We start from the raw sequence: 23,910 nt of genomic DNA on the forward strand, positions 1-23,910 counted from the left end.
TTACAGATAGAGTCGTGTGTCACGACGGGGTATCGAAGATGGGGAGCATCATGGGGTCGGTCTCTACGCAATCGCAACCGAGCTCGCAACGCGAGCGTCTGTCCGCACTGATCGACGGCGAGTCGCCTGACGGCCTGCCGTTCGCTCAGATCCTGGCTGGTTTCGGCGACACGGAACGGCGTGCCTGGTCCGAATTTCACGCGATCGGCGACGCGCTGCGTTCCGACGAACTCGCGATCGAACCGGCCGTCAGCCAGGCCTTCACGGCCCGGTTTTCCGCCGCCTTCGCAGCCGAGCCCCACCTGATCGCCCCGGCCGCGATCACCGTCGCGGCGAACAGCCCGGCTTCGCCGCTCAAGCGCGCGCTGCGCCGCCGCTTCGTGCCAGCGCTGGCGGTGGCCGCCGCGGCCGCCACCCTGACCTGGATCGTGGTCCCGCAACTGCAGGGCACGGCCGGCCAGCCCGGCGTCTCGCCGGTGCAGGTCGCCTCGGTCGCGCCGCAGGACCTGCAGCGCGTGGCCGCCTCCTCCCACCAGGATCTCAACATCATCCGCGACGCGAGCCTCGATCAATACCTCGAGGCGCACCAGCAATTCGCGCAGCAGCCCGTCGTGTCGGGCTCGATGCCGCTCATTCGTACTGCCGTCGCGACGCAAGGCCAATAAACTCGATGCGGACACTGCTGTTGAATCGCGCCACCTCCGGCTGGACGCGGCTGCCTGCGCTCGTGCTCTGCGCGGCCGCCCTGATTTCCGTTCAATCGCGCGCGATCGCGCAGCAGCCGGTCGACCCGGCCGCCGGCCCGCAGGCCGCGGCCGCTTGGCTCGACCGGATCCAGCAGGCCGCCCAGCAGCAAAGCTACGACGGCACCTTCGTGTTCCAGCGCGGCACCTACGTGCAGTCCTCGCGGATCACCCACATCGCCGCCAAGGGCGGCGAATTCGAACAGATCGAGAGCCTCGACGGCAAGCCGCGCACGCTGCTGCGCCACAACGACGACCTCGTCACGCTGGTGCCGGAGCGGCATCTCTGCGTGGTCGAGCGGCGCCAGAACCGCGATGCCTTCCCGTCGCTGCTCGGCGCGAGCGGCGAGCAGGTGCTGTCGGTCTATGACGCCAAGCCGCTCGGGCAGGACCGGGTGGCCGGCATCGATGCGCAAGTGGTCGAGCTGGTGCCGAAGGATGGCTACCGCTACGCCTACAAGCTCTGGACCGATGCCAGGACCGGGCTGCTGCTGCGCACGCAGACGCTCGACGCCGACGATCACGTGCTCGAGCAGGTCGCCTTCTCGCAGTTGCAGATCGGCACGGCGAACCCCAACCTGAAGACCACCATCGCCAATGGCGTGCGCAATCCCGCCGACTGCACGGTGGTGCGTCCGCCGGTGGCGAGCGTCGACATCGAGGGGCAGGGCTGGAAGCTGGGGCCGAGCGTGGCGGGCTTCCGCAAGATTCGCGAGGTGCGCCGCCCGATGGCCGCGCGTGATCCGGGCGAGCCGCCGATCGCCGTCGACCAGGCCGTCTTCACCGACGGGCTGGCCACCGTCTCGGTGTTCCTCGAGCCGGTCGAGAAGGGCTCGCGCAAGGAAGGGGCGGGCAGCACCGGCGCCACCCACGTGCTGGTGAAGCGCCGCGGCGATTTCTGGATCACCCTGCTCGGCGAAGTCCCGCCGGCCACCTTGCAGCAGTTCGCGGCTGCCATAGAATACAAGCCTTCGAAGTAAGCTCCGGTTCCTCGACATGACCACCACCACGCTGCCTACCTGGATGGCCGCGGTGGCGCTGACGGCCTGCCTGCCGCTCGCGTCGCTCGCCGCGCAACCCGCTTCGATCGTGCCGGGCGCCTCCGCGCCGGCCGCCGCCTCGGTGCCCGTGGCGCCGCCCTCGGCGCCGGCGACACGCGCCGCGTTGCCCGACTTCGCCGACCTGGTCGAGAAGGCCGGCCCGGCGGTGGTCAACATCCGCACCACGGCGACGGTGCCGGCGGATCCGCGCGGCGTCTTCCCGCAAGGCCCGGATGACGGCGACATGTCGGAATTCTTCCGCCGCTTCTTCGGCATCCCGCTGCCGCAGGCGCCGGGCGCGCCCAAGAACGCGCAGCCCGATGCGCCCGACACGGAACAGAACCGCGGCGTCGGCTCGGGCTTCATCCTGTCCCAGGACGGCTACGTGATGACCAATGCGCACGTGGTCGACGATGCCGACACGATCTACGTGACGCTGACCGACAAGCGCGAGTTCAAGGCCAGGCTGATCGGTATCGACGAGCGCACCGACATCGCGATCGTCAAGATCAACGCCACCAACCTGCCGACCGTGGCGATCGGCGATTCGAACAAGGTGCGGGTGGGCGAGTGGGTGGTCGCGATCGGCTCGCCGTTCGGGCTCGACAACACCGTCACGGCTGGCATCGTCAGCGCCAAGGGGCGCAACACCGGCGACTACCTGCCGTTCATCCAGACCGACGTGGCCGTCAATCCCGGCAACTCCGGCGGCCCGCTGATCAATATGAACGGCGAGGTGATCGGCATCAATTCGCAGATCTACAGCCGCACCGGCGGTTTCATGGGCATCTCGTTCGCGATCCCGATCGACGAGGCGATGCGCGTGGCCGAGCAGCTCAAGGCCAGCGGCAAGGTCACGCGCGGGCGCATCGCGGTGGCGATCGGCGAGGTCACCAAGGACGTCGCCGACTCGATCGGGCTGCCGCGCGCGGAAGGCGCGCTGGTCAGCAGCGTCGAGGCGGGCGGGCCGGCGGACAAGGCCGGCGTGCAGCCGGGCGACATCATCCTGAAGTTCAACGGCCGCGACGTGGACGAGGCCACCGACTTGCCGCGCATGGTGGGCGATACCAAGCCGGGCAGCAAGGCCACCGTCACGATCTGGCGCAAGGGCGCGGCGCGCGACCTGCCGATCACGATCGCCGAGGTGCCGGCCGAGAAGGGCAATGCCCGCGCCGACGGCGGCAAGCCGAGCCAGCCGGCCAAGCCGCGCCAGAGCAATGCGCTGGGGCTGACCGTGAGCGACCTGACGGCCGAGCAGTTGAAGGCGGCCAAGGTGCCCAACGGCGTGCATGTCGACGCCGCCGACGGCCCGGCCGCGCGCGCGGGCCTCAAGCGCGACGACATCGTGGTGCGCGTCGGCGATACCGACATCACCAGCGCCAGGCAATTCGTCGAGGTCACCTCGAAGCTGGACCCGCAGAAGATGGTCGCGGTGCTGGTGCGGCGCGGCGACAACACGCAGTTCATCCCGCTGCGTCCGCGCGCGGCCCAGAAGTAGGGCGCGCGTGGCCTTCACGCTCTACGGCCGCGGCTGGTGCCATCTGTGCGACGAGATGCAGGTCGCGCTGGCGCCCGTCGCGGCCGAGTTCCGTCTGCCGGTGACGGTGATCGACATCGACACCGATCCGGCGCTCGTCGAGCGTTACGACGAGGACGTGCCGGTGCTGCTGCTGGATGGCGTGGAAGTGTGCCGGCATCGCTTCGACGAAGGCGCGGTACGCACCGCGCTGTCGCGGCGGCCGGCCGGCTCAGGCGCTTGATGCCGGCTGGGCATGGGCCGATCGGGCCCCGGGCGCCGGGGCCCGGAGAGCGAGGCCGTCACGGCCGGCCCAGCAGGTTTCGTGCCGTCGGCGCGGCCAGCCAGCCAAAATGCCGCCCCGGCCAGGCCTTTTCGGCTAAAATAGGCTGTTTTTTCACCGACTTACACAAGGCGTGCTCCGCAGTCGTCGAGCGCGCCTTTTTCGCTTGATCGGCACTGAATGGATCATATTCGCAATTTCTCGATCATCGCGCACATCGACCACGGCAAGTCGACGCTCGCGGATCGCATCATCCAGGTATGCGGCGGCTTGACCGACCGCGAGATGGAAGCCCAGGTGCTCGACTCGATGGATCTCGAGCGCGAGCGCGGCATCACGATCAAGGCGCAGACCGCCGCGCTGTCGTACCGCGCGCGCGACGGCAAGGTCTACAACCTGAACCTGATCGATACCCCGGGGCACGTCGACTTTTCCTATGAAGTCAGCCGTTCGCTGTCGGCCTGCGAGGGCGCGCTGCTGGTGGTCGACGCCAGCCAGGGCGTCGAGGCGCAGACGGTCGCGAACTGCTACATGGCGATCGAGCTCGGCGTCGAGGTGGTGCCGGTCCTGAACAAGATCGACCTGCCCGCAGCCAACCCCGAAAACGCGATCGAGGAAATCGAGGACGTGATCGGCATCGACGCGACCGACGCGACGCGCTGCAGCGCCAAGACCGGCCTCGGTGTCGAGGACGTGCTGGAGTCGCTGATCGCCAAGGTGCCGGCGCCCAAGGGCGATGTCGACGCGCCGCTGCAGGCGCTCATCATCGATTCCTGGTTCGACAGCTACGTCGGCGTGGTGATGCTGGTGCGCATCGTCAACGGCACCCTGCGTCCCAAGGAAAAGATCAAGCTGATGGCGACCGGCGCGCAGTACCCGGTCGAGCACATCGGCGTGTTCACGCCGAAGTCGCGCAATCTCGAATCGCTGTCGGCCGGCCAGGTGGGTTTCATCATCGCCGGCATCAAGGAGCTGACGGCCGCCAAGGTGGGCGACACCGTCACGCACGCGGCCAAGGCCGCGCCCGAGCCGCTGCCGGGCTTCAAGGAAGTGAAGCCGCAGGTGTTCGCCGGCCTCTATCCGGTCGAGGCGAACCAGTACGACGCGTTGCGCGAATCGCTCGAGAAGCTCAAGCTCAACGACGCCGCGCTGCAGTACGAGCCGGAAGTCTCGCAGGCGCTTGGCTTCGGCTTCCGCTGCGGCTTCCTCGGCCTGCTGCACATGGAGATCGTGCAGGAACGTCTCGAGCGCGAGTTCGACATGGACCTGATCACCACGGCGCCCACCGTGGTCTACCAGGTGGTGCAGAGCAACGGCGAAACCCTCGTGGTCGAGAACCCGGCCAAGATGCCGGATCCGGGCCGCATCGAGGAAGTCCGCGAGCCGATCGTCACGGTCAACCTCTACATGCCGCAGGACTACGTCGGCTCGGTCATCACGCTGTGCGAGCAGAAACGCGGCTCGCAGATCAACATGCAGTACCACGGCCGCCAGGTTCAACTGACCTACGAAATCCCGATGGCGGAAATCGTGCTCGACTTCTTCGATCGCCTGAAGTCGGTGTCGCGCGGTTATGCCTCGATGGACTACGAGTTCAAGGAGTACCGCGCCTCGGACGTGGTCAAGGTCGACATGCTGATCAACGGCGACAAGGTCGATGCGCTGTCGATCATCGTGCACCGTTCGCAGTCGCAGTATCGCGGCCGCGAGGTGGCGGCCAAGATGCGCGAGATCATCCCGCGCCAGATGTACGACGTGGCGATCCAGGCCGCGATCGGTGCGAACATCGTGGCGCGCGAGAACATCAAGGCGCTGCGCAAGAACGTGCTGGCCAAGTGCTATGGCGGCGACATCTCGCGAAAGAAGAAGCTGCTCGAAAAGCAGAAGGCCGGCAAGAAGCGCATGAAGCAGGTGGGTTCGGTCGAGATCCCGCAGGAGGCGTTCCTCGCGATCTTGCGTGTCGAAGACAAATAACAGGACTGATCCTTTTATGAATTTCGCATTGATTCTTTTTGTGCTCGTCGTCTTGACGGGTATTGCGTGGGTGCTGGACAAGCTGGTGTTCCTGCCGGGCCGTCGCAAGGCCGCCGACGAGGCCGCCGCCGAATTCGACCGCCAGCAGGCACGCGTCGGCGAGCGCTTCGCCGACGAGAACGCCGCCGAGACGCGCGCCAAGCTGCGCGACGATAAGCTGCGCCAGCCGTGGTGGCTCGAGTACACGGCGAGCTTCTTCCCGGTGATCCTGGCGGTGTTCGTGGTGCGTTCCTTCGTGGTCGAGCCGTTCAAGATCCCCTCGGGCTCGATGGTGCCCACCCTGCTGGTGGGCGACTTCATCCTCGTCAACAAGTTCGACTACGGCCTGCGCCTGCCGATCACCAACCAGAAGATCACCGCCGGCCGGCCGCTGGCGCGTGGCGACGTGGTGGTGTTCCGCTATCCGAAGGATGAGTCGGTCGACTACATCAAGCGCGTGATCGGCCTGCCCGGCGACACCGTCCAGTACTACGACAAGAAGCTGACCATCAACGGCCAGCCCGTGCCCGAAACGCCGCTGGCCGACTACTTCGACGAAGAGCGCATGAACTACGCGAAGCAGTACGAGGAGAGCATCGACGGCCGCAAGAACGCGATCCTCAACAACCCGGCCGTGCCGCCCTTCGTGATGGGCGCCGACGACTTTCCCTACAAGAGCAACTGCGAGTACAACGAGCACGGCGTGACCTGCAAGGTGCCGCCGGGCCACTACTTCATGATGGGCGACAACCGCGACAACAGCGCGGACAGCCGCTACTGGGGTTTCGTGCCCGACAAGGACCTGGTCGGCCGCGCCTTCTTCATCTGGATGAACTTCAGCGATCTCAAGCGCATCGGCTTGTTCCACTGAACGTCGCAATCCTCGCCAGCATTGCGCCACGGCCGGGCGCAATGCTGGCAAATCACTTCAAGAACCGGCGGTAACACCGCTGCCACACGCCTTTTCGTGCCCGGCATCCGTCACTCGACGGCACCGGCGCCCGCGTTATACTCCTGCACATGCCTCAGTCCCAGTTGGAAAGCCGGCTGCGCTACGAATTTCGCAATGCGGAATTGCTGCGTCAGGCTTTGACCCATCGTAGCCACAGCGCCACGCATAACGAACGGCTCGAGTTTCTCGGCGATTCCGTTCTCAATTGCGCGGTGGCCGCCCTTTTGTTCCAGCGCTTCAGCAAGCTGGACGAAGGCGACCTGTCGCGCGTGCGGGCCAATCTCGTCAAGCAGCAGTCGCTGTACGAGATCGCTCAGGCCCTCAATATCTCCGAAGGCCTGCGGCTCGGCGAGGGCGAGCTGCGCAGCGGCGGCTTCCGCCGCCCGTCGATCCTCGCGGACGCGTTCGAAGCCATCATCGGGGCGGTCTTCCTCGATGGCGGCTTCGAAGCCGCCCAGGGGGTGATCAAGCGCCTCTATATCCCGATCCTCGACCACATCGATCCACGCACGCTGGGCAAGGACGCCAAGACGCTGCTGCAGGAGTATCTGCAGGGCCACAAGATCGCGCTGCCCACCTATACCGTGGTGGCTACGCATGGTGCGGCGCACAATCAGCAGTTCGAGGTCGAGTGCACGGTCCCCAAGCTCGATATCAAGGTATCGGGTTCGGGCGCGAGCCGCCGCGCGGCCGAGCAGGCCGCCGCGAAGAAGGCGCTCGACGAGGTGATGGCGCGGCCGATGGCGGCCGCCAAGCCGAAGCGCTCGAAGAGCGCGCGGGCCTCCAAGGCCGAGCCGGAGATCGTGCCGGGCGTGAAGGGCGTGCAGGAAGCGCTGGACCTGCGCTCGACGCCGGAACGCAAGGAGCGCGCCGCTGCCGCGGCGAGCGCCGCGCCGGGCGAGGCCGCCAAGGCACCGGCGGAAACGGCTGCCGAGCGCGGCGCGCCGGTGGCCGTGATCCGTGCCGGCGCGCATGCCGAAGCTGGCGCCGACAAGGGCGAGCGCGCGGAACGTGCGGTAAGACCTGCCGACAAGCCGGCGCCGGCCGTGGCCGAGAAGCTGGTCGCCAGCGACAAACCCGCCGACAAGCCTGCTGACAAGCCCGCCGAGAAATCCACGGAAAAACCTGCCGGCGACAAGACCGCGCCGGCCGCCGACAAGCCCGAAGCCGCCTCGCGCGGCGCCGGCGCCCCGGATCGGACGTTGCGTGCACGCGACACCGCCGCGACGCTGTCCGGCGAGCCGGACGCCGATCTCGCCGCCGCGCCCCTGCGCGTGGCCGATGCCGGCCATTGAATCCCTGATCCATCCGCGAGCCGCGTCGTGCGGCCCGCCCCGAATTGCAGCAGCCTGATATGAACGCACCCGCCACCCCCGCCGGTTTCCGTTGCGGCATGATCGCCATCGTCGGCCGGCCCAACGTCGGCAAGTCGACGCTGATGAACGCGCTGGTCGGCCAGAAGATCAGCATCACCTCGCGCAAGGCGCAGACCACGCGCCACCGCATCACCGGCATCCACACGCTGCCCGACGCGCAGTACATCTTCGTCGACACGCCCGGTTTCCAGACCCGCCACAGCACCGCGCTGAACCGCTCGCTGAATCGCACCGTCACCTCGACGCTGACCAGCGTCGACGCGATCCTGTTCGTGATCGAGGCGGGCCGCTTCGGTCCCGACGATCAGAAGGTGCTCGACCTGATCCCGAAGAGCGTGCCGACCCTGCTGATCCTCAACAAGCTCGACCGGATCACCGACAAGAGCTCGCTGTTCCCGTTCCTGAAGCAGATGGGCGAGCTGCGCGAGTTCGCCGAGGTGGTGCCCCTGTCGGCCAAGCATGTCGACGACATCAGCCGCCTGATGGAAACGGTCAAGCCCTACCTGCCGGAAGGCGAGGCGATCTACGGCGAGGACGACCTGACCGATCGCAGCTCGCGCTTCCTCGCCGCCGAGATCCTGCGCGAGAAGGTGTTTCGCTGGACCGGCGACGAGCTGCCGTACACCAGCACCGTGATCATCGACAAGTTCGAGGAGGAAGGGCGCCTGACGCGCGTGTTCGCCACCATCCTGGTCGAGCGCGATTCGCACAAGGCGATGGTGATCGGCAAGAAGGGCGCCAAGCTCAAGCAGATCAGCACCGAGGCGCGGCTCGACATGGAGAAGCTGTTCGATGGACCGGTCTATCTCGAAACCTTCATCAAGGTGAAGAGCGGCTGGGCCGACAACGAAGCAGGGCTCCGTGCCTATGGGTACGAATGAGGACACGCACGGCGCCGACGAGCTTCCCGTGTCCGTCGTCGATCCGGCGCCGCCGTTAGCGTCGGCGGCTTCCTCCGCGCCGGCCGCTTCCGCTGCTCCCGCCCCGGCCGCCGAGCCGGCGCCGGCGCGCAAGCCGCGCCGTCCTTCCGCGCGCGCTTCCGACTTCCGCGTCTCCGAGCAGCCCGGCTTCGTGCTGCACAGCTATCCCTATCGCGAAACCAGCCTGATCATCGACGTGCTGACGCGCGACCACGGTCGCGTCGCGCTGGTCGCGAAGGGCGCCAAGCGCCCGCACTCGGCGCTGCGCGGTGTGCTGCAGACCTTCCAGCCGCTCTCGCTGTCCTGGTCCGGCAAGTCCGAGATGCGCACCCTGACCGGTGCCGAGTGGGTCGGCGGCATGCTGCCGCTGGGCGGCGACGCGCTGCTCTGCGGCTTCTACGTCAACGAATTGCTGGTGAAGTTCTGCGCACGCGAGGATCCGTTCCCGCCGCTGTTCCAGCATTACCTCGTGACGCTGGCGCGGCTCGCGCACGACGAACCGGCCGTGCAGGTGCTGCGCTCGTTCGAGCGCGTGCTGCTGCGCGAGACCGGTTATGCGCGGGCGCTGAACCGCACCACGGCGCGGCGCGCGGTGCAGCCCGAGGGGCGCTACGTGTTCGACCCCGAGCGCGGCGTGCGCGAGGCCAGCGACGAATTGCCGGCCCACTGGCCGGTGGTCGCGGGCCAGACATTGCTCGACATGGAGGAGGACGATTACCATCGTGCCCAGACCGTCGCGCAAAGCAAGACGCTGATGCGCTTCCTGCTCAACACCTATCTGGGCGGCACGCCGCTCGCCACGCGCCAGATCCTGATCGACCTGCAAAACCTATGAGCTTCTTCCTGACCGCGCCGACCGTCATCGATCTCGGCGTCAACATCGATCACGTCGCGACGCTGCGCAACGTGCGCGGCACCGCCTATCCCGACCCGATCCGCGCCGCGCTGGCCGCCGAGCAGGCCGGCGCCGACGCGATCACGCTGCACCTGCGCGAGGATCGCCGCCACATCCGCGACGCCGACGTGCGCGCGCTGCGCCCGCTGCTCACCACGCGCATGAACCTCGAATGCGCGATTACCCAGGAGATGCTCGACATCACCTGCGAGGTGCAGCCGCACGACGCCTGCCTGGTGCCCGAGAAGCGCGAGGAGCTGACCACCGAGGGCGGCCTCGACGTGGCCGGCCATTTCGAGAGCGTGCGTGCCGCCTGCCGGCAGCTCGCCGAGGCGGGCGTGCGCGTGTCGCTGTTCATCGATCCCGATGCCGAGCAGATTCGTGCCGCGCACGAGGCCGGCGCGCCGGTGATCGAGCTGCATACCGGCGCCTACGCCGAGGCGCACGACGCGGCCGGCCAGCAGCGCGAATTCGAGCGCGTGGTGGCCGGCGTGGACGCCGGCGTCGCGCTGGGCCTGAAGGTCAACGCGGGTCACGGCCTGCATTACACCAACGTGCAGGCGATCGCCGCGATCGACGGCATCGTCGAGCTGAACATCGGCCACGCCATCGTCGCGCAGTCGATCTTCACCGGCTGGGACAACGCGGTGCGCGAGATGAAGGCGATCATGGTCGCCGCGCGCGTGGCCGCGCGTCACGGCGGCCGCTGAGCCCGGGCCGCGCTCATGGCCATCTACGGCATCGGCACCGACATCGTCCAGGTGAGCCGGATCGCGGCGGTGCTCGAACGCACCGGCGGCCGCTTCGCCGAGAAGGTGCTCGGCCCCGACGAGCTGCGCGTGTTCGCGGCGCGCCGCAAGCGCTCCGAGGCGCGCGGCATCGCCTTCCTCGCCACGCGTTTCTCGGCGAAGGAGGCGTTCTCGAAGGCGATCGGCCTCGGCATGCGCTGGCCGATGACCTGGCGCGCCCTGCAGACCCTCAACGAAGCGAGCGGCCAACCCTATGTGCTGGCTTCCGGCGAACTCGCCGCGTGGCTGGCCGAGCGGCGCATCACGGCCCGCGTGACGGTCAGCGACGAACGCGACTACGCGGTGTCGTTCGTGGTCGCCGAGGTGCCCGACGACGGCGCGTCTGCCGCCGTTGCCGCCCGCGACTGAACTTCCTTTTTCCACGGACCCGATTCGATGAAACCGACTCCCGGCCCCGTCATGCTCGATGTGGTGGGCACCACGCTCACGCGCGACGACGCGCGCCGCCTCGCGCATCCGCGCACGGGCGGCGTGATCCTGTTCGCGCGCCACTTCGAGAACCGCGCCCAGCTCTGCGCGCTGACCGACGCGATCCGCGCGGTGCGCGAGGACATCCTGATCGCGGTCGACCACGAAGGCGGCCGCGTACAGCGCTTTCGCACCGACGGCTTCACGGTGCTGCCGGCGATGCGGCGCCTGGGCGAGCTGTGGGACAAGGACGTGCTGCACGCCACCAAGCTCGCCACCGCGGTGGGCTATGTGCTGGCCGCCGAGTTGCGCGCCTGCGGCATCGACCTGAGCTTCACGCCGGTGCTCGATCTCGACTACGGCCGCTCGAAGGTGATCGGCGATCGCGCCTTCCATCGCGACCCGCGGGTGGTCACGCTGCTGGCCAAGAGCCTCAACCACGGGCTCGCGCTGGCCGGCATGGCGAACTGCGGCAAGCATTTCCCCGGCCACGGTTTCGCCGAGGCCGATTCCCACGTCGCGCTGCCGACCGACGACCGCCCGCTCGAGCAGATCCTCAAGCTCGACGCGGCGCCTTATGACTGGCTCGGCCTGTCGTTGTCGGCGGTGATCCCGGCGCATGTGATCTACACGCAGGTCGATGCGCGCCCGGCCGGTTTCTCGTCGATCTGGCTGCAGCGCGTGCTGCGCGAGCGGCTGGGCTTCACCGGCGCCGTGTTCAGCGACGATCTCTCGATGGAGGCGGCGCGCGCCGGCGGCACGCTCGCGCAGGCCGCCGACGCGGCGCTCGAGGCCGGCTGCGACATGGTGCTGGTCTGCAACCAGCCCGAGCAGGCCGAGAAGGTGCTCGACGAGATGCAGGCGGAGGTGTCGGCCGAGTCGGCGCGCCGTATCCGCCGCCTGCGCCCGCGCGGCAAGCCCGCCAGCTGGGACAAGCTGATGCGCCGGTCCGAGTACCAGCGTGCCTCGGCCCTGCTGCGCGAGACGCTCGGCTGATTGGTCTCGCCTCGCGTCATCAACGACAAAGGCCGCGCTGGGCGCGGCCTTTGTCGTTAACCAGCGGCACGGAGCGGCTTCGCCGCCCGGTTCGCTCAATTCATCTTCATGCGCTGCAGCTTGTTGTAGAGCGTCTTCGGGCTGATGCCGAGCAGGGCGGCCGCGCGGTGCCGCGTGCCGCCGACCGCGTCGAGCGTGGCGCGGATCAGCAGGTCCTCGACGTCCGACAGCGGCGTGCCGACGCGCACCTGCACGCTGCTGCCGTTGAGTGCGGCGCCCGGCACGAACACGCCGTCGTTGGCGCGCAGCGTCTCGATGAAATCGCCCGAGGCCTCGTAGGCCAGCCGCACGCGTTCGCGCAGCTCGCGCACGTTGCCGGGCCATTCGTAGGCCAGGCATTCGCGCACGAAGTCGGGCGCGATGCGCTTGTCGACCGCGCCCAGGCCGGCCTGGCGCGCTTCGCGGTTGAGATCGTCGACGAAGGATTCGGCGATCTGCAGCATGTCGTCGTCGCGTTCGCGCAGCGGCGGCAGCGCGATCGAGGCGGCGTCCAGACGCAGCCACAGGTCCTCGCGCAGCGTGCCGTTGTCGAGCGCCTCGCGGGCCGGGCGGCGCGAGGTCGCGATCAGCCGGAAGTCGGTCGCGATCTCGGCCGAGCCACCGATGCGCATGAAGGACTGCGAGTCGAGCGCGCGCAGCAGCGCTTCCTGGATCGACAGCGGCAGCGAGGTGATGTCCTTGAGCAGCAGGGTGCCGCCGCTGGCCTGCTCGAACAGGCCCGGCTCGCGCCGCTCGGCGCCGCCGTAGGTGCCGCGTTCGCGGCCGAACAGCATGCTCTCGATCACGATGCTGCCGAGTTCGAGCACGCGCGGCAGTTGCAGCGCGGCGCGGCAGTCGAACTTGATGAACGGGCCCTTGCGGCGCCGGCTCAGGTCGTGCAGCGCGCGGGCGGCGGCTTCCTTGCCGGTGCCGGCTTCGCCCCACAGCAGCACCGCGGCCTCGCTGCGCGCATTGCGCTCGATCATGTCGTAGGTGTGCTGGATCGCGTCGCTGCGGCCGATCAGGGGGCCGAAGCGGCCGAGCCGGCGCAGCGTGGTGCGCAGCGACTGCACTTCCTCGATCAGCTCGTAGGGGCGCGGGATCCGCGCCAGCAGGCTGCGCAGCCGCGGGATGTTGACGGGCTTGAGCAGGTAATCCCAGATGCCATGCCGCAGCCCCTCGATCGCGCTCTCGACCGTGGCATTGCCGGTCAGCACGATCACCGGCAGGCCGCCGTTCGGCTGCTGCGGCTGGGGCAGGTGCTGGAGTAGGTCGAAGCCGCTGCCGTCCGGCAGGTTCAGGTCGACCAGCACCACGTCGGGGATGGTCCGCGCCAGCGCGGCGCGGGCCTCGGCGAGCGAGGTGGCCGTGTCGACCGTGAAGCCGTCCGCGGCGAGCAGCGCCGTCAGGCCGGACAAGCTGTTGGGATCGTCTTCGACTATGAGGGCGTGTGGCATGGTGTGCGGAATGTTCAAAGGGCCGGCCGTACGTGACGGGCGTGTGCGCCCTATTGTTCGATTAGAGTCGGAATTTTATGTCCCTCGGCGCCGCTAGCGTACGGTATTTGCGGTTGAAAGCAAAAGAGTTACCGAAGATACAAATTGATGCCTTTTCTGTATGACGACGCATCGGCTTTTGTGCATCGCGGCTTTGGCGCAATAATCTGGCTCCGGAAAAGAAAAAGCGCCCCGAAGGGCGCTTTTTCAAGCCGTTTGCGCGAACTTATGCGCGGCTGCGGTATTCGTTGGTGCGCGTGTCGATTTCGATCTTGTCGCCGGTGTTGCAAAAGAGCGGCACTTGCAGCTCGTAGCCGGTGGCGATCTTGGCGTTCTTCAGCACCTTGCCCGACGAGGTGTCGCCCTTGACGGCCGGTTCCGTGTAGGTGATCTCGCGCACGATGACGGTCGGCAGGTCGACCGAGATGGCCTTCTCGTTGTAGAACACGACTTCGCAAGCCATGCCGTCTTCGAGGTAGTTCAGCGCGTCGCCCATCATTTCCGCTTCGACTTCGTACTGGTTGTAGTCGGCGTCCATGAACACGTACATCGGATCGGCGAAGTACGAGTAGGTCACTTCCTTGCGGTCGAGCACCACCACGTCGAACTTGTCGTCTGCCTTGTAGACCGATTCCTGGCCTGCGTTGGTCAGCAGGTTCTTCAGCTTCATCTTGACGACGGCGGAATTGCGGCCCGACTTGTTGTATTCGGCCTTCGCGACGACCCACGCGTCACTGCCGACCATCACGACGTTGCCTACGCGGAGTTCCTGTGCGGTTTTCATATCAAAACTGTCCTGTGCAAAAAATTTGTCCTGACGTTGCGCAACGGCCGACAACGCAAGCGAGGGCGGTGGGGCCCGGGCTTGACCGATCCGGCCCGGGTAGCGCCGGGTAGCTCGAAGCGCCGGGGCTGGAACGCGCTTGCGTGGTCCGCCGTTGGATAACCGCTTATTTTAACTGAGTTTTTGTGAATTCCGCCAGATTTCCAGCGAGATCGCCGACCGCCGCCAGTTCTTCCGCCCAGGCGCCGGCGCGCGCCTCGAAGGCGGCGCGATGGGCGATGAAATCGGCCCAATCCGGCGTGCCCGCGCCGTTCCAGGCGTGCCAGAAGCGCGCGGCGGCCTCGCGCGCGGGCTCGGGCAGGCCGGCAACGAGATGGGCGAGCGCGGCGTCGAGCTTGGGCAGGTGCGCGTCGTCGCCCTGTGGATAGATATGCCAGACAAATGGCTTGCGCGCCCATTGCGCGCGCACGAAGGAATCCTCGCCGCGCACGAAGTTCAGGTCGCTGGCCCAGAGCAGGGCGTCGTAGTCGGGCTGGGCGACGAAGGCCAGGCCGTGGGCGCAGAGCCTGCCCGCCGTGGCCCGGCTGCCCGCGCCGAAGCGCTCCAGGCCGAAGAAGGCGGCGATTTCCGGGCAGATCCGGCCCTCCGGCACCAGCAGCACGATCGGCAGTTCGCCGTCGCGCCATTGTTCCAGCAGCGGACCCAAGGCGGGATTCTCGTAGGCGAACAGCGAGATCACGCAGGCCTCGCGCGCCGGCGCCGAAGCGCCGGTGGCGCGCCGCCACCAGGCCTCGCGCGCCTCGGCCGAGGCCTCGAAGGCCTCGCGGCGCGCATCCAGGCCGGCTTCCTTGAGCACGCCGCCGGTGCCGGGGCCGAGCCCGGGGAAGAAGAAGCTCTTCAGCAAGGCGTGGCGCGGATGCGGCGAGGGGCGCTGGTGGAAATCGGCGACCCAGTCCTCGGCGCTCAGGTATTCGAGGTTGATCCAGACCGGCGCGCGTTCGCGGCGCGCCATCGCGGCCACGTACTCGGCCGGCAGCTCGCAGCCGAAGGCCTCGATCACCACGTCGGCTATCGCCAGCGTGTCGCCGGCATGGACGGGCTCGCCCCAGTGTTCGATGGCGATGCCCTCGACATGCTGGCGCCTGGCGGCGGGATCGACCGCCGGTGCCAGGCGCGCGAAGGTATGCAGGTCGTCGACGATCAGGCGCAACTGCCAGCCGTGCTCGCGCGCGAGCTGGGTGGCCAGGCGCCAGCACACGCCGATGTCGCCGAAGTTGTCGACCACGGTGCAGAAGATATCGCAGGCGATCGGCTCGGGAAGGGCGGCAGCGTCAGGGATCGGGGGCATCGAAGAAACCGGGGTGAATGCTCTAAACTGGCGATTCTAAATGACCTGTTCGCGCGCCACGGCGCCCGGATCACGCATGACAGCCCCCGATCAGTCCGACCCGTCCTCCTCGCCCAGCCAGTCCGAATCGCCGCCCGTGCCCGCCCCGGCCGATGTGCCGTTCGAGCCGAAGCCGATCCTCGCGCAATTGCCGCACCTGCCAGGCGTCTATCGCTACTACGACGCCGGTGGCGCGGTGCTCTACGTCGGCAAGGCGCGCAACCTGAAGAAGCGCGTCTCGAGCTACTTCAACAAGACCCAGTTGTCGCCGCGCATCGCGATGATGGTCACGCGCATCCGCAAGATCGAGACCACCGTGACGCGCTCGGAAGCCGAGGCGCTGCTGCTCGAGAACAACCTCATCAAGGCCCTGGCGCCGCGCTACAACATCCTGTTTCGCGACGACAAGTCCTATCCCTACCTGAAGCTGACCGGCCATGCGTTTCCGCGCATGGCCTATTACCGCGGTGCCGTCGATCGCAAGAACCAGTATTTCGGGCCATTCCCGAGCGCCTGGGCGGTGCGCGAGAGCATCCAGATCCTGCAGCGCGTGTTCCAGCTGCGCACCTGCGAGGATTCGGTGTTCAACAATCGCACGCGGCCCTGCCTGCTGCACCAGATCGGCCGCTGCACGGCGCCCTGCGTCGGCGCGATCGAGGCGGAGGATTACGCGCGCGACGTCTCGAACGCCTCGCGCTTCCTGCTCGGTCGGCAGAACGAAGTGATGAAAGAGCTCGAGCAGAAGATGCACGCCTTCGCGGCCGAGCTGAAGTTCGAGCAGGCCGCGGCAGTGCGCAACCAGATGAGCTCGCTGTCGACCGTGCTGCACCAGCAGGCCATCGAGGTCGGCAGCGAGAGCGACGTCGACATCCTGGCCGTGGTGGCGCATGGCGGGCGCGTCTGCGTGAACCTGGCGATGGTGCGCGGCGGCCGGCATCTCGGCGACAAGGCCTATTTCCCGGCGCATGCCGACAGCGCGATCGCGCTGGCGGCGGGGCGCGACGAGCAGGCGGAAGGCGCCGGCGAGCCCGGCGGCGAGGAGGCGACGATCGTCGAGGATCTGGCGGCGGCGGTCGGCACCCTGCCCGGCGATGTCGATGCGCAGGCGGCCGCGGCCGAAGCCGATGCGGCGGGCGCGGCGCCGGCCGTCGAGGTGCCGGCGCCCTTGGCGGCCGATGACGATGCCGCTGTTCCGGCCGATGAATTGACCGAGGCAGCCGAAGCAACGGGAGCGGAAACGGAAGCCGATCCGGCCAGCATCTCGATCGAGACCGAGGTGCTCGAGGCCTTCATCGCCCAGCACTATCTCGGTAACCGCGTGCCGCCCGTGCTGGTGGTCAGCCACGCGCCGGCCAATCGCGAGCTGATCGACCTGCTGGTCGAGCAGGCTGGCCACAAGGTGGCGGTGCTGCGCCAGCCGCAAGGCCAGAAGCGCGCCTGGCTGTCGATGGCCGAGCAGAATGCGCGGCTCGCGCTGGCGCGGCTGTTGTCCGAGCAGGGTTCGCAGCAGGCGCGCACGCGCGCGCTGGCCGAGGTGCTCGGTTTCGAGGCCGAGGACCTGGCCCAGTTGCGCATCGAGTGTTTCGATATCAGCCACACCATGGGCGAGGCGACGCAGGCTTCCTGCGTGGTGTTCCATCACCACAAGATGCAGTCGGGCGAGTATCGCCGCTACAACATCACCGGCATCACGCCCGGCGACGACTACGCGGCGATGCGCCAGGTGCTCACGCGCCGCTACGAGAAGATGGTCGAGCAGGCGGCCGAGACGGCCGCGGCCGATGCGGCTGCCGGCATCGACGGCGACGCGACGCGCGCCAGCGCCACCGCCGCGCTGCTGCCGAACATCGTGTTGATCGACGGCGGCAAGGGGCAGGTGGAGGTGGCGCGCCAGGTGTTCACCGAACTCGGGCTCGACGTGTCGATGCTGGTGGGCGTGGCCAAGGGCGAGGGGCGCAAGGTCGGCCTGGAGACGCTGGTGTTCGTCGACGGCCGCCCCCCGCTCGAGCTCGGCAAGGAAAGCGCGGCCCTGATGCTGGTCGCGCAGATTCGCGACGAGGCACATCGCTTCGCCATCACCGGCATGCGCGCCAAGCGTGCCAAGACGCGCCAGACCTCGCGGCTGGAGGAGCTCGAAGGGGTTGGCGCGAAGCGGCGCCAGCGCCTGCTGGCGCGCTTCGGCGGCTTGCGCGGCGTGGTGGCCGCGAGCGTGGAGGAGCTGGCCAGCGTGGAGGGCATCTCGCACGCGTTGGCCGAGCAGATCTACCGCCAGTTGCACTGAGGCGGCGCGGGGCCTTCGGGCCGCGGATTCCGCTCGGCTTGTGGCAGGCCGGGCGGCGCGGCACAATTGCACATCCTTTACACGTCCAGCCCGTCATGCCGTTCAATTTCCCGATTTTCCTGACTTGGGTGCGAATCGTGCTGATTCCGCTCGTAGTCGGCCTGTTCTACCTGCCGGACGTGATGATGAGCGTCGAGCACCGCAACCTCGCGGCCGCGCTGGTATTCGTGCTGGCCGCGCTGACCGATTGGTTCGACGGCTTCCTGGCGCGCAAGTGGAACCAGACCTCGGCGTTCGGCGCCTTCCTCGACCCGGTGGCGGACAAGCTGATGGTGACGGCCGCGCTGCTGATCCTGGTGCAGCTCGCGCGCATCGACGCGGCGATCGCCCTGGTGATCATCGGTCGCGAGATCGCGATTTCGGCGCTGCGCGAATGGATGGCGCAGATCGGCGCCTCGAAGAGCGTGGCGGTGAATTCGCTCGGCAAGTTCAAGACCGCCTGCCAGATGGTCGCGATCCCGATGTTGCTGTACTATGGCGCGCTGCCGATTGGGGGCGGTATCGCGATCGACACCCGCGTGTGGGGGCTCTGGCTCATCTACCTCGCGACGGTGCTGACGATCTGGTCGATGCTGTACTACATGAAGCTGGCTTGGCCGCAGATCCGCGAGCGAGGCGGTGCGATGTGAGATTTTGCAGGTGTCGAGAAAAAGGGTGCGAAAAACGCTTGACACACTGAAACAGCTTCTACATAATCTTATTTCTCCGCTGCACTGAAACGAACGCAGCAGCGAACGAAGCAGAAGCGCGGAGATGCCAGCAAGTAATGTGGCGATGGCAGCAGGAAGCAAAACGCGGGAGTAGCTCAGTTGGTAGAGCGCAACCTTGCCAAGGTTGAGGTCGCGAGTTCGAGACTCGTCTCCCGCTCCAGATTCAAGCAGCGTTTTGTTGAAGCAGTAGTGGTTCGGCAAGGGCTGGATTTTGCAGGACATGCGGGAGTAGCTCAGTTGGTAGAGCGCAACCTTGCCAAGGTTGAGGTCGCGAGTTCGAGACTCGTCTCCCGCTCCAAAACAAGGGGAAGCCAGGCTTCCCTTTTTGTTTGGCGAATTTTCCGGCTTGCCGGGTTTCGCCGGATAAAAATCTGCGGTCGTTGCATCGGTATCGCGACGGTCGTAAGTCCGCTTATGGCGCGATAGCAAAGCGGTTATGCAGCGGCCTGCAAAGCCGTGTAGGCCGGTTCGACTCCGGCTCGCGCCTCCAGAAAAAGCCCCGCGTTCGCGGGGCTTTTCGTTTTTCCGTCCTTGTTTCTCCCTTGCAGCCCTGTAGCCGGCGCCTTGACGCGCGAGTCGCCGTACTAAAATACGCGCCCGTTCACGACAGGGTCACGCCCCGTCGCGCGATGCCGCCTGGCAGGCGCGGATTGCGCGGCATCGACAAGGTCATCATGAGTCTCTCGGCAAGAAGCGCGTTTCAACGGTTATGGCCTTATGTGCGTCCGGTAGCGGGGATCACCGCACTCGGCTTCCTCGCCACGGCCCTGGTGGCGGCGACCGAGGCCTATGTGCCCGCTTTCCTGCGGCGCTTGCTCGACGAGGGATTCAGCCCGCACGCACCGCAATCCGCCTGGTGGAGCATTTCGCTTGCCTTCCTTGGGCTGGCCTGCCTGCGCGGGGTCGCGCAGTTCTCCTCCAGCTACCTGCTCGGCTATGTATCGAACAACGTGGTGATCCGGATTCGCGAGGCCATGATCGAGCGAGTGGTGCGCGCCGGCGCGCCGTTCTTCCAGCGGGAGACCGCCAGCACGATCATCAATGCCGTGGTGTCCGAAGCCAACCAGGTGCTGCTGATCGTGACCAGCGCGCTCGTCACCTCGGTCCAGGGCGCGCTGACCGTGATCGGCTACCTCGCCTACCTGTTCTATCTCAACTGGCGCCTGACGCTGGTGATCGCGGTGGTGCTGCCCGGCATTGGCTGGCTGGCCGGCCAGATCAACCGGCGCATGCGCCGCTTGAACCGCGAACAGCAGGCGATGACGAACGACTTGTCCTACGTCGTCGAGGAGATCGTGTCCGGCTACAAGGTGGTCAAGATCCATGGCGGCGAGCAGTATGAAATCGATCGCTTCATGGCCATGAGCCGCCGTCTCAAGGGGTATGCGATCCGCGGCATCGCCTCGGGCGGCCTGGCCCAGTCGCTGACGCAACTGCTGGCGTCGATCGCGATCGCCGTGGTGATCGCCATCTCGATCTACCAGGCCTTGCACGGGCACGGCAACGGCAACGATTTCATGACCTACATCCTGGCGACCCTGCTGGCGATCTCGCCGCTCAAGCAGCTCATGTCGGTCAACCAGCCGCTGCAACGCGGGATGACCGCGGCCGAACTGATCTTCCGGCTGATCGACGAACCTCCCGAGGCGATCCAGGGCGGCCGCCGGATCGAGAAGGCGCGTGGCGAGATCGAGTATCGCGAGGTGTCGTTCGCCTACGAAGGCGCGGCGCGGCCGACGCTGGAGCGCATCTCCTTCACGATCCGGCCTGGCGACATGGTGGCGCTGGTTGGACCTTCCGGCGGCGGCAAGACGACGCTGGCCAACCTGCTGCCGCGCTTCTTCGATCCGACCGGCGGCGCCATACTGCTCGACGGCGTGCCGATCACGGAGCTGGACATGCACGATCTGCGTGGCCAGATCGCGATGGTGAGCCAGGACGTGGTGCTGTTCAACGACAGCATCGCGGCCAATGTCGCCTATGGCAGCACGCCCGATCCCGAGAGGGTCTGGGCGGCGCTGCGTGCCGCCAATCTGGCCGACACGGTGGCGGCCATGCCAGACGGACTCGACGCGATGATCGGTGGCGACGGCATGCGCCTGTCGGGTGGCCAGCGACAGCGCCTCGCGATTGCGCGGGCCATCTACAAGGACGCGGCGGTGCTGATTCTCGACGAGGCCACATCGGCGCTCGATTCCGAGTCGGAGCGTCTGGTGCAGGACGCGCTCGAGCGCTTGATGGCAGGGCGCGCGACGATCGTGATCGCGCATCGGCTCTCGACCATCGAACGTGCCGACCGGATCCTGGTGCTCGAAGCTGGGCGCATCGTCGAGCAGGGCAGTCATGCGGTGTTGTTGCAGGCCGGGGGCCGTTATGCGCGGCTCCATCGGACCCAGTACCAGCAGGAAGCGTCCGCGTCCGGATGACGCGCCTGATTCGCGCGGCCCGATCGCGCTGGTCTTTTTCGAGAGGGGCAAGCGGCCACGTCTCCACAACGGGCACCCGTAACCTTATGTCGCTCGACGCTCCATTCTTCCTCGGTTATTAATCGGATCCTCAGCAACCGAGGGGCCAGCAAATGAAGCGAAACTATCTCCGGGTGGGCGATTGTTCGACCAGCGGCGGGAGGGTTGTCGACGGCATTGCGTCCATGACTTGCGACGGTATCGAACTGACCTATGTAGGCGCCGGGGTCAGCTGCCCGGCGTGCCGCCAGACCGGCATCATCGTTGCCGCAGGGCCACGCTGGGCGGATGACTTGATGGGCCGCCAGGCAGCGCTGGAAGGTGATGAGGTCGCATGCGGATGTGATCCGCGCCCGACGATGGTCGCGTCGCAATGCTCGATGTTTCAATCGTTCGAGTCGAACGAACTGCGCCGCATGGGTTTCACTTCACCGGGCCTTCAACGGGCGCTCGATCCCGAGGTTGCCCAGCCTTCCAGCGGCATCTGCCTCTCCTGCATGCTTGTCGCCGCCAGGTGTGCCGCGTCGATGATCGTGCGGCAGTGATCGACCGTGAGCATTCGGATCGTTTTCGAGGCATGGCGAGCGCGCGCGCGTTTGCCGGTACGTCTTTTCGGGCTCGCCGACGGCCTGCTGTATTCCGAAGTGTCAGGCGCATTCCCGAATCGCACCGGGGAATCGACCATGGCCTTGCTCGATGCAACGCCTGATGCATCACTTGCGGATGCCGGCCCGTGGATGTTCGACTGCGAACGGATCGACAGCGATACGCAAGCCGCGTTGGCAAGGCTCGCGCGGAGCGAATATGGCGTCAGCTGGATCGTCAGCGCATATCAGGTGCGACAGCTTGCATCGGAGCTTCGTCAGCGCCTGGACGCGACCTTGCCTGACGGCAGACACGCCATGCTCCGCTACTACGACGCCCGCGTCATGCGATATCTCGCGCCGGCGCTCGGTTCGAGCGAAGGGACGATGTTCTTCTCCCCGACGTTCGACTGGTTGATCGAGATCGACGGGAAGTTGTCCAGGGCGCATCCTTATGCGGCTTGAGCTCACGCCGGCACATCTATCGGCACTGGCCGAAGGCGAAGCCCGCAACTTCGTTGATGGCGTGCGTCGAGACCTGACCAGGGACGATCCTGCCTTGGAGCGGGACATCGATCTCGATAGCCGTCTTTGGCATGCGTATCGAGCAGCCTGGACACTCGGCATTCAAGACAGCGAACATCTCGTCCGGTTTCTGGCGATCGAGGCTTATTCGCGTGATGGCTTTTACGACAAACCTGCGACGCGGGCCTGGCTGTCCAAGCCAGGTCGAAGCGCCGACGAGCGCTTCCACGTCTACGTCCAGGAAATCACCTGGCGATCCAAACATCCGGATAGTCTGAAAGGAGTCCCGCATGGCGCTTCCATTGATCCCCTTGCTGGCAGCGGCAGCGGTGGAAGCCGGCCCGGTCTTGGCGGCTATTGGCGGCGCCTTGTTGGGCGTTTCGGCGGCGGCAGGCGTGGCTAGTATCGGGGGGAGTACGGCGCGAACGAAGGACGATGCACAAGCCGCATCAAGGACGATCGTCGATTCTCAGGAATCCTGCAAACCGTGTCCACCCGCGACGAGCGGCACGAAGGTCCGAAATAATCACGGTGTGAATTGGCCGGCCTATGAATATCAGGCACGAGTGACCGGCTTCGCCTTCGACACGGAAGCCTGCCGCTGGAGCGACGAGTGGAAGTGGCTGGGGAACGACTACGATGGTTTCAGGCCGGGGGAGTGCCTGCTGCAGGAGGCGAAGGGGAACTATGATCAATTCCTGGACGGGGCGATTCCCCGGGCGCAGGACTTCTTCCAGGGATGGGCGCCGATGATCGAGTCGGCTATCAACCGGTCAAAGGTGGTGAACGACAATCCGCCGACTCGACTTCGATACTATTTCCAAGGGCGGTTGATGTATAAAAAGATGGCTCGGCACCTACGTTTTTTGAGAATCGAATCCGAATACTTTCCGTGATCATGCCGCCATGAAAATCGATTGCATCATCAAGAGTGGAGGAATCGCTCCGACGGATTTCTCAGGGATGTTCGCCCGGATCGGGGCGATCATCGATGTGATGTCGATGGCCGAGCCGTTGCTTGCACGCCCTAACTGGCGCATGAAGGGTTATACGCTCGAAGAGGCCCAGGCACGTGCCGTCTACGCGCTTGACTCGGGCGTCAACCGGACGAGGCTTGCGGAGCTGGAGGATGAGTATCGTGGAAAAGATGTGTCGAGTATCGGGATATGGTCGGACGGCAGGCGCGAGGGCCTTGGTGCGTCGATCGAGATCATGGCGTGCGGCGGCACCTTCCCCGACACCGTTTCGGTCGATGCCCGGGGCGCATTTCTCGATCGAAAAAACATCGTCGCGAGCATCGTGGCTCGGAGCGCGCAGGAGTTTGCACCGGTGGCGATTACTGCGGCGCCCGACGACTACGAAGCACAACAGGCATTCGACGATCGCCCCGGCGTGGGCTGGATGCTATACCTCCCTGTCGAGCTGACTGCGCAACAGATTCCGGAGGCACGGGAACTGATCCCGGTCGTCTCGGCCGATGGCGGGCGACGCCTTGGCACGATCATCGTCAGCATCGAGGACGAGCCGTTCTCGATCGACAACGAAGCGCACCTGGTAGCGGCGCACGATATCGAGGTGCGGCTCATTTCCATGGATCTGCTGCCACGCTTCATCGACATTTAACCCGG

At 66.6% G+C, this 23,910-nt stretch carries 22 protein-coding genes, 3 tRNA genes and 1 pseudogene; 23 read left to right on the forward strand and 3 right to left on the reverse strand.

The features are described from left to right. Positions 1–50 precede the first annotated feature (50 nt). The 12 genes from BM43_RS28820 (at position 51) to nagZ (ending at position 11,951) form a co-directional block, all read left to right on the forward strand. Positions 51–665, forward strand: coding sequence for a sigma-E factor negative regulatory protein (locus BM43_RS28820; protein WP_013697080.1), 615 nt, complete (start codon positions 51–53; stop codon positions 663–665). A 5-nt stretch (positions 666–670) separates the two neighbouring features. After that, positions 671–1,723, forward strand: a complete 1,053-nt coding sequence (locus BM43_RS28825; protein WP_013697081.1) for a MucB/RseB C-terminal domain-containing protein — start codon at positions 671–673, stop codon at positions 1,721–1,723. Between the two features lie 16 nt (positions 1,724–1,739). Further along, on the forward strand, positions 1,740–3,281 hold the full coding sequence (locus BM43_RS28830) for a DegQ family serine endoprotease (protein ID WP_036052301.1): 1,542 nt from the start codon (positions 1,740–1,742) through the stop codon (positions 3,279–3,281). A gap of 7 nt (positions 3,282–3,288) precedes the next feature. Beyond that, positions 3,289–3,543 carry a glutaredoxin family protein gene (locus BM43_RS28835; RefSeq protein ID WP_036052300.1) on the forward strand — a complete coding sequence of 85 codons (255 nt, stop codon included), beginning with the start codon at positions 3,289–3,291 and terminating at the stop codon, positions 3,541–3,543. A gap of 219 nt (positions 3,544–3,762) precedes the next feature. Further along, positions 3,763–5,556, forward strand: a complete 1,794-nt coding sequence (gene lepA / locus BM43_RS28840; RefSeq protein WP_013697084.1) for a translation elongation factor 4 — start codon at positions 3,763–3,765, stop codon at positions 5,554–5,556. 16 nt (positions 5,557–5,572) lie between these two features. Beyond that, positions 5,573–6,466 carry a signal peptidase I gene (lepB, locus tag BM43_RS28845; RefSeq protein WP_013697085.1) on the forward strand — a complete coding sequence of 298 codons (894 nt, stop codon included), beginning with the start codon at positions 5,573–5,575 and terminating at the stop codon, positions 6,464–6,466. Positions 6,467–6,615: 149 nt separating this feature from the next. Next, positions 6,616–7,842 (forward strand): ribonuclease III, encoded by a 1,227-nt coding sequence (gene rnc, locus BM43_RS28850; RefSeq protein WP_036052299.1) that lies wholly within the window; start codon positions 6,616–6,618, stop codon positions 7,840–7,842. Positions 7,843–7,901: 59 nt separating this feature from the next. After that, the gene (gene era / locus BM43_RS28855; protein ID WP_036052298.1) at positions 7,902–8,804 is read left to right on the forward strand and encodes a GTPase Era; all 903 of its coding nucleotides are present in this window, start codon (positions 7,902–7,904) and stop codon (positions 8,802–8,804) included. Further along, complete coding sequence (recO, locus tag BM43_RS28860) at positions 8,791–9,678, forward strand: DNA repair protein RecO (RefSeq protein ID WP_025098846.1); 888 nt, start codon at positions 8,791–8,793, stop codon at positions 9,676–9,678. Before era ends, recO begins: the two co-directional genes overlap by 14 nt. After that, positions 9,675–10,448: a pyridoxine 5'-phosphate synthase gene (pdxJ, locus tag BM43_RS28865; RefSeq protein WP_036052296.1), complete on the forward strand. Its 774-nt coding sequence runs from the start codon at positions 9,675–9,677 to the stop codon at positions 10,446–10,448. The genes recO and pdxJ overlap by 4 nt, the downstream gene beginning before the upstream one ends. 15 nt (positions 10,449–10,463) lie before the next feature. After that, the gene (acpS, locus tag BM43_RS28870; RefSeq protein ID WP_036052295.1) at positions 10,464–10,895 is read left to right on the forward strand and encodes a holo-ACP synthase; all 432 of its coding nucleotides are present in this window, start codon (positions 10,464–10,466) and stop codon (positions 10,893–10,895) included. A 27-nt stretch (positions 10,896–10,922) separates the two neighbouring features. Next, positions 10,923–11,951, forward strand: a complete 1,029-nt coding sequence (gene nagZ, locus BM43_RS28875; RefSeq protein ID WP_036052293.1) for a beta-N-acetylhexosaminidase — start codon at positions 10,923–10,925, stop codon at positions 11,949–11,951. A gap of 95 nt (positions 11,952–12,046) precedes the next feature. Here nagZ and BM43_RS28880 read toward each other — a convergent pair whose 3' ends face one another. The 3 genes from BM43_RS28880 to earP all read right to left on the reverse strand — a co-directional run bounded on the left by BM43_RS28880 (position 12,047) and on the right by earP (position 15,618). Continuing rightward, on the reverse strand, positions 12,047–13,447 hold the full coding sequence (locus tag BM43_RS28880) for a sigma-54-dependent transcriptional regulator (RefSeq protein ID WP_013697092.1): 1,401 nt from the start codon (positions 13,445–13,447) through the stop codon (positions 12,047–12,049). A 265-nt stretch (positions 13,448–13,712) separates the two neighbouring features. Next, positions 13,713–14,270, reverse strand: coding sequence for an elongation factor P (gene efp, locus BM43_RS28885; protein WP_013697093.1), 558 nt, complete (start codon positions 14,268–14,270; stop codon positions 13,713–13,715). A gap of 166 nt (positions 14,271–14,436) precedes the next feature. Further along, a complete protein-coding gene (gene earP / locus BM43_RS28890) occupies positions 14,437–15,618 on the reverse strand; it encodes an elongation factor P maturation arginine rhamnosyltransferase EarP (protein WP_036052291.1) in 1,182 nt (393 codons plus the stop codon). A gap of 58 nt (positions 15,619–15,676) precedes the next feature. Here earP and uvrC point away from each other — a divergent pair. The 11 genes and pseudogenes from uvrC to BM43_RS28945 all read left to right on the forward strand — a co-directional run. Beyond that, positions 15,677–17,938: pseudogene (gene uvrC / locus BM43_RS28895) on the forward strand (excinuclease ABC subunit UvrC); the annotation flags it as partial. Positions 17,939–18,033: 95 nt separating this feature from the next. Continuing rightward, the gene (pgsA, locus tag BM43_RS28900; protein ID WP_013697096.1) at positions 18,034–18,627 is read left to right on the forward strand and encodes a CDP-diacylglycerol--glycerol-3-phosphate 3-phosphatidyltransferase; all 594 of its coding nucleotides are present in this window, start codon (positions 18,034–18,036) and stop codon (positions 18,625–18,627) included. A 165-nt stretch (positions 18,628–18,792) separates the two neighbouring features. Continuing rightward, a tRNA-Gly gene (locus BM43_RS28905) sits at positions 18,793–18,868 on the forward strand. 62 nt (positions 18,869–18,930) lie between these two features. Further along, positions 18,931–19,006: transfer RNA gene (locus BM43_RS28910), tRNA-Gly, on the forward strand. A 118-nt stretch (positions 19,007–19,124) separates the two neighbouring features. Continuing rightward, positions 19,125–19,198, forward strand: a tRNA-Cys gene (locus BM43_RS28915). Between the two features lie 184 nt (positions 19,199–19,382). Next, complete coding sequence (gene msbA, locus BM43_RS28920) at positions 19,383–21,134, forward strand: lipid A export permease/ATP-binding protein MsbA (protein WP_042285308.1); 1,752 nt, start codon at positions 19,383–19,385, stop codon at positions 21,132–21,134. A 152-nt stretch (positions 21,135–21,286) separates the two neighbouring features. Continuing rightward, a complete protein-coding gene (locus BM43_RS28925) occupies positions 21,287–21,718 on the forward strand; it encodes a PAAR domain-containing protein (protein ID WP_052409177.1) in 432 nt (143 codons plus the stop codon). Positions 21,719–21,724: 6 nt separating this feature from the next. Then, on the forward strand, positions 21,725–22,222 hold the full coding sequence (locus tag BM43_RS28930; protein ID WP_036052288.1) for a DUF4123 domain-containing protein: 498 nt from the start codon (positions 21,725–21,727) through the stop codon (positions 22,220–22,222). Further along, positions 22,212–22,685 (forward strand): hypothetical protein, encoded by a 474-nt coding sequence (locus tag BM43_RS39505; protein ID WP_080742115.1) that lies wholly within the window; start codon positions 22,212–22,214, stop codon positions 22,683–22,685. The genes BM43_RS28930 and BM43_RS39505 overlap by 11 nt, the downstream gene beginning before the upstream one ends. Beyond that, positions 22,573–23,178 carry a restriction endonuclease fold toxin 5 domain-containing protein gene (locus tag BM43_RS28940; protein ID WP_036052284.1) on the forward strand — a complete coding sequence of 202 codons (606 nt, stop codon included), beginning with the start codon at positions 22,573–22,575 and terminating at the stop codon, positions 23,176–23,178. Before BM43_RS39505 ends, BM43_RS28940 begins: the two co-directional genes overlap by 113 nt. A 10-nt stretch (positions 23,179–23,188) precedes the next feature. Further along, a complete protein-coding gene (locus BM43_RS28945) occupies positions 23,189–23,905 on the forward strand; it encodes an Imm52 family immunity protein (protein WP_036052282.1) in 717 nt (238 codons plus the stop codon). Positions 23,906–23,910: the final 5 nt, after the last annotated feature.

It is taken from the genome of Burkholderia gladioli, from assembly GCF_000959725.1.
In the GTDB taxonomy this organism is placed as follows: domain Bacteria; phylum Pseudomonadota; class Gammaproteobacteria; order Burkholderiales; family Burkholderiaceae; genus Burkholderia; species Burkholderia gladioli.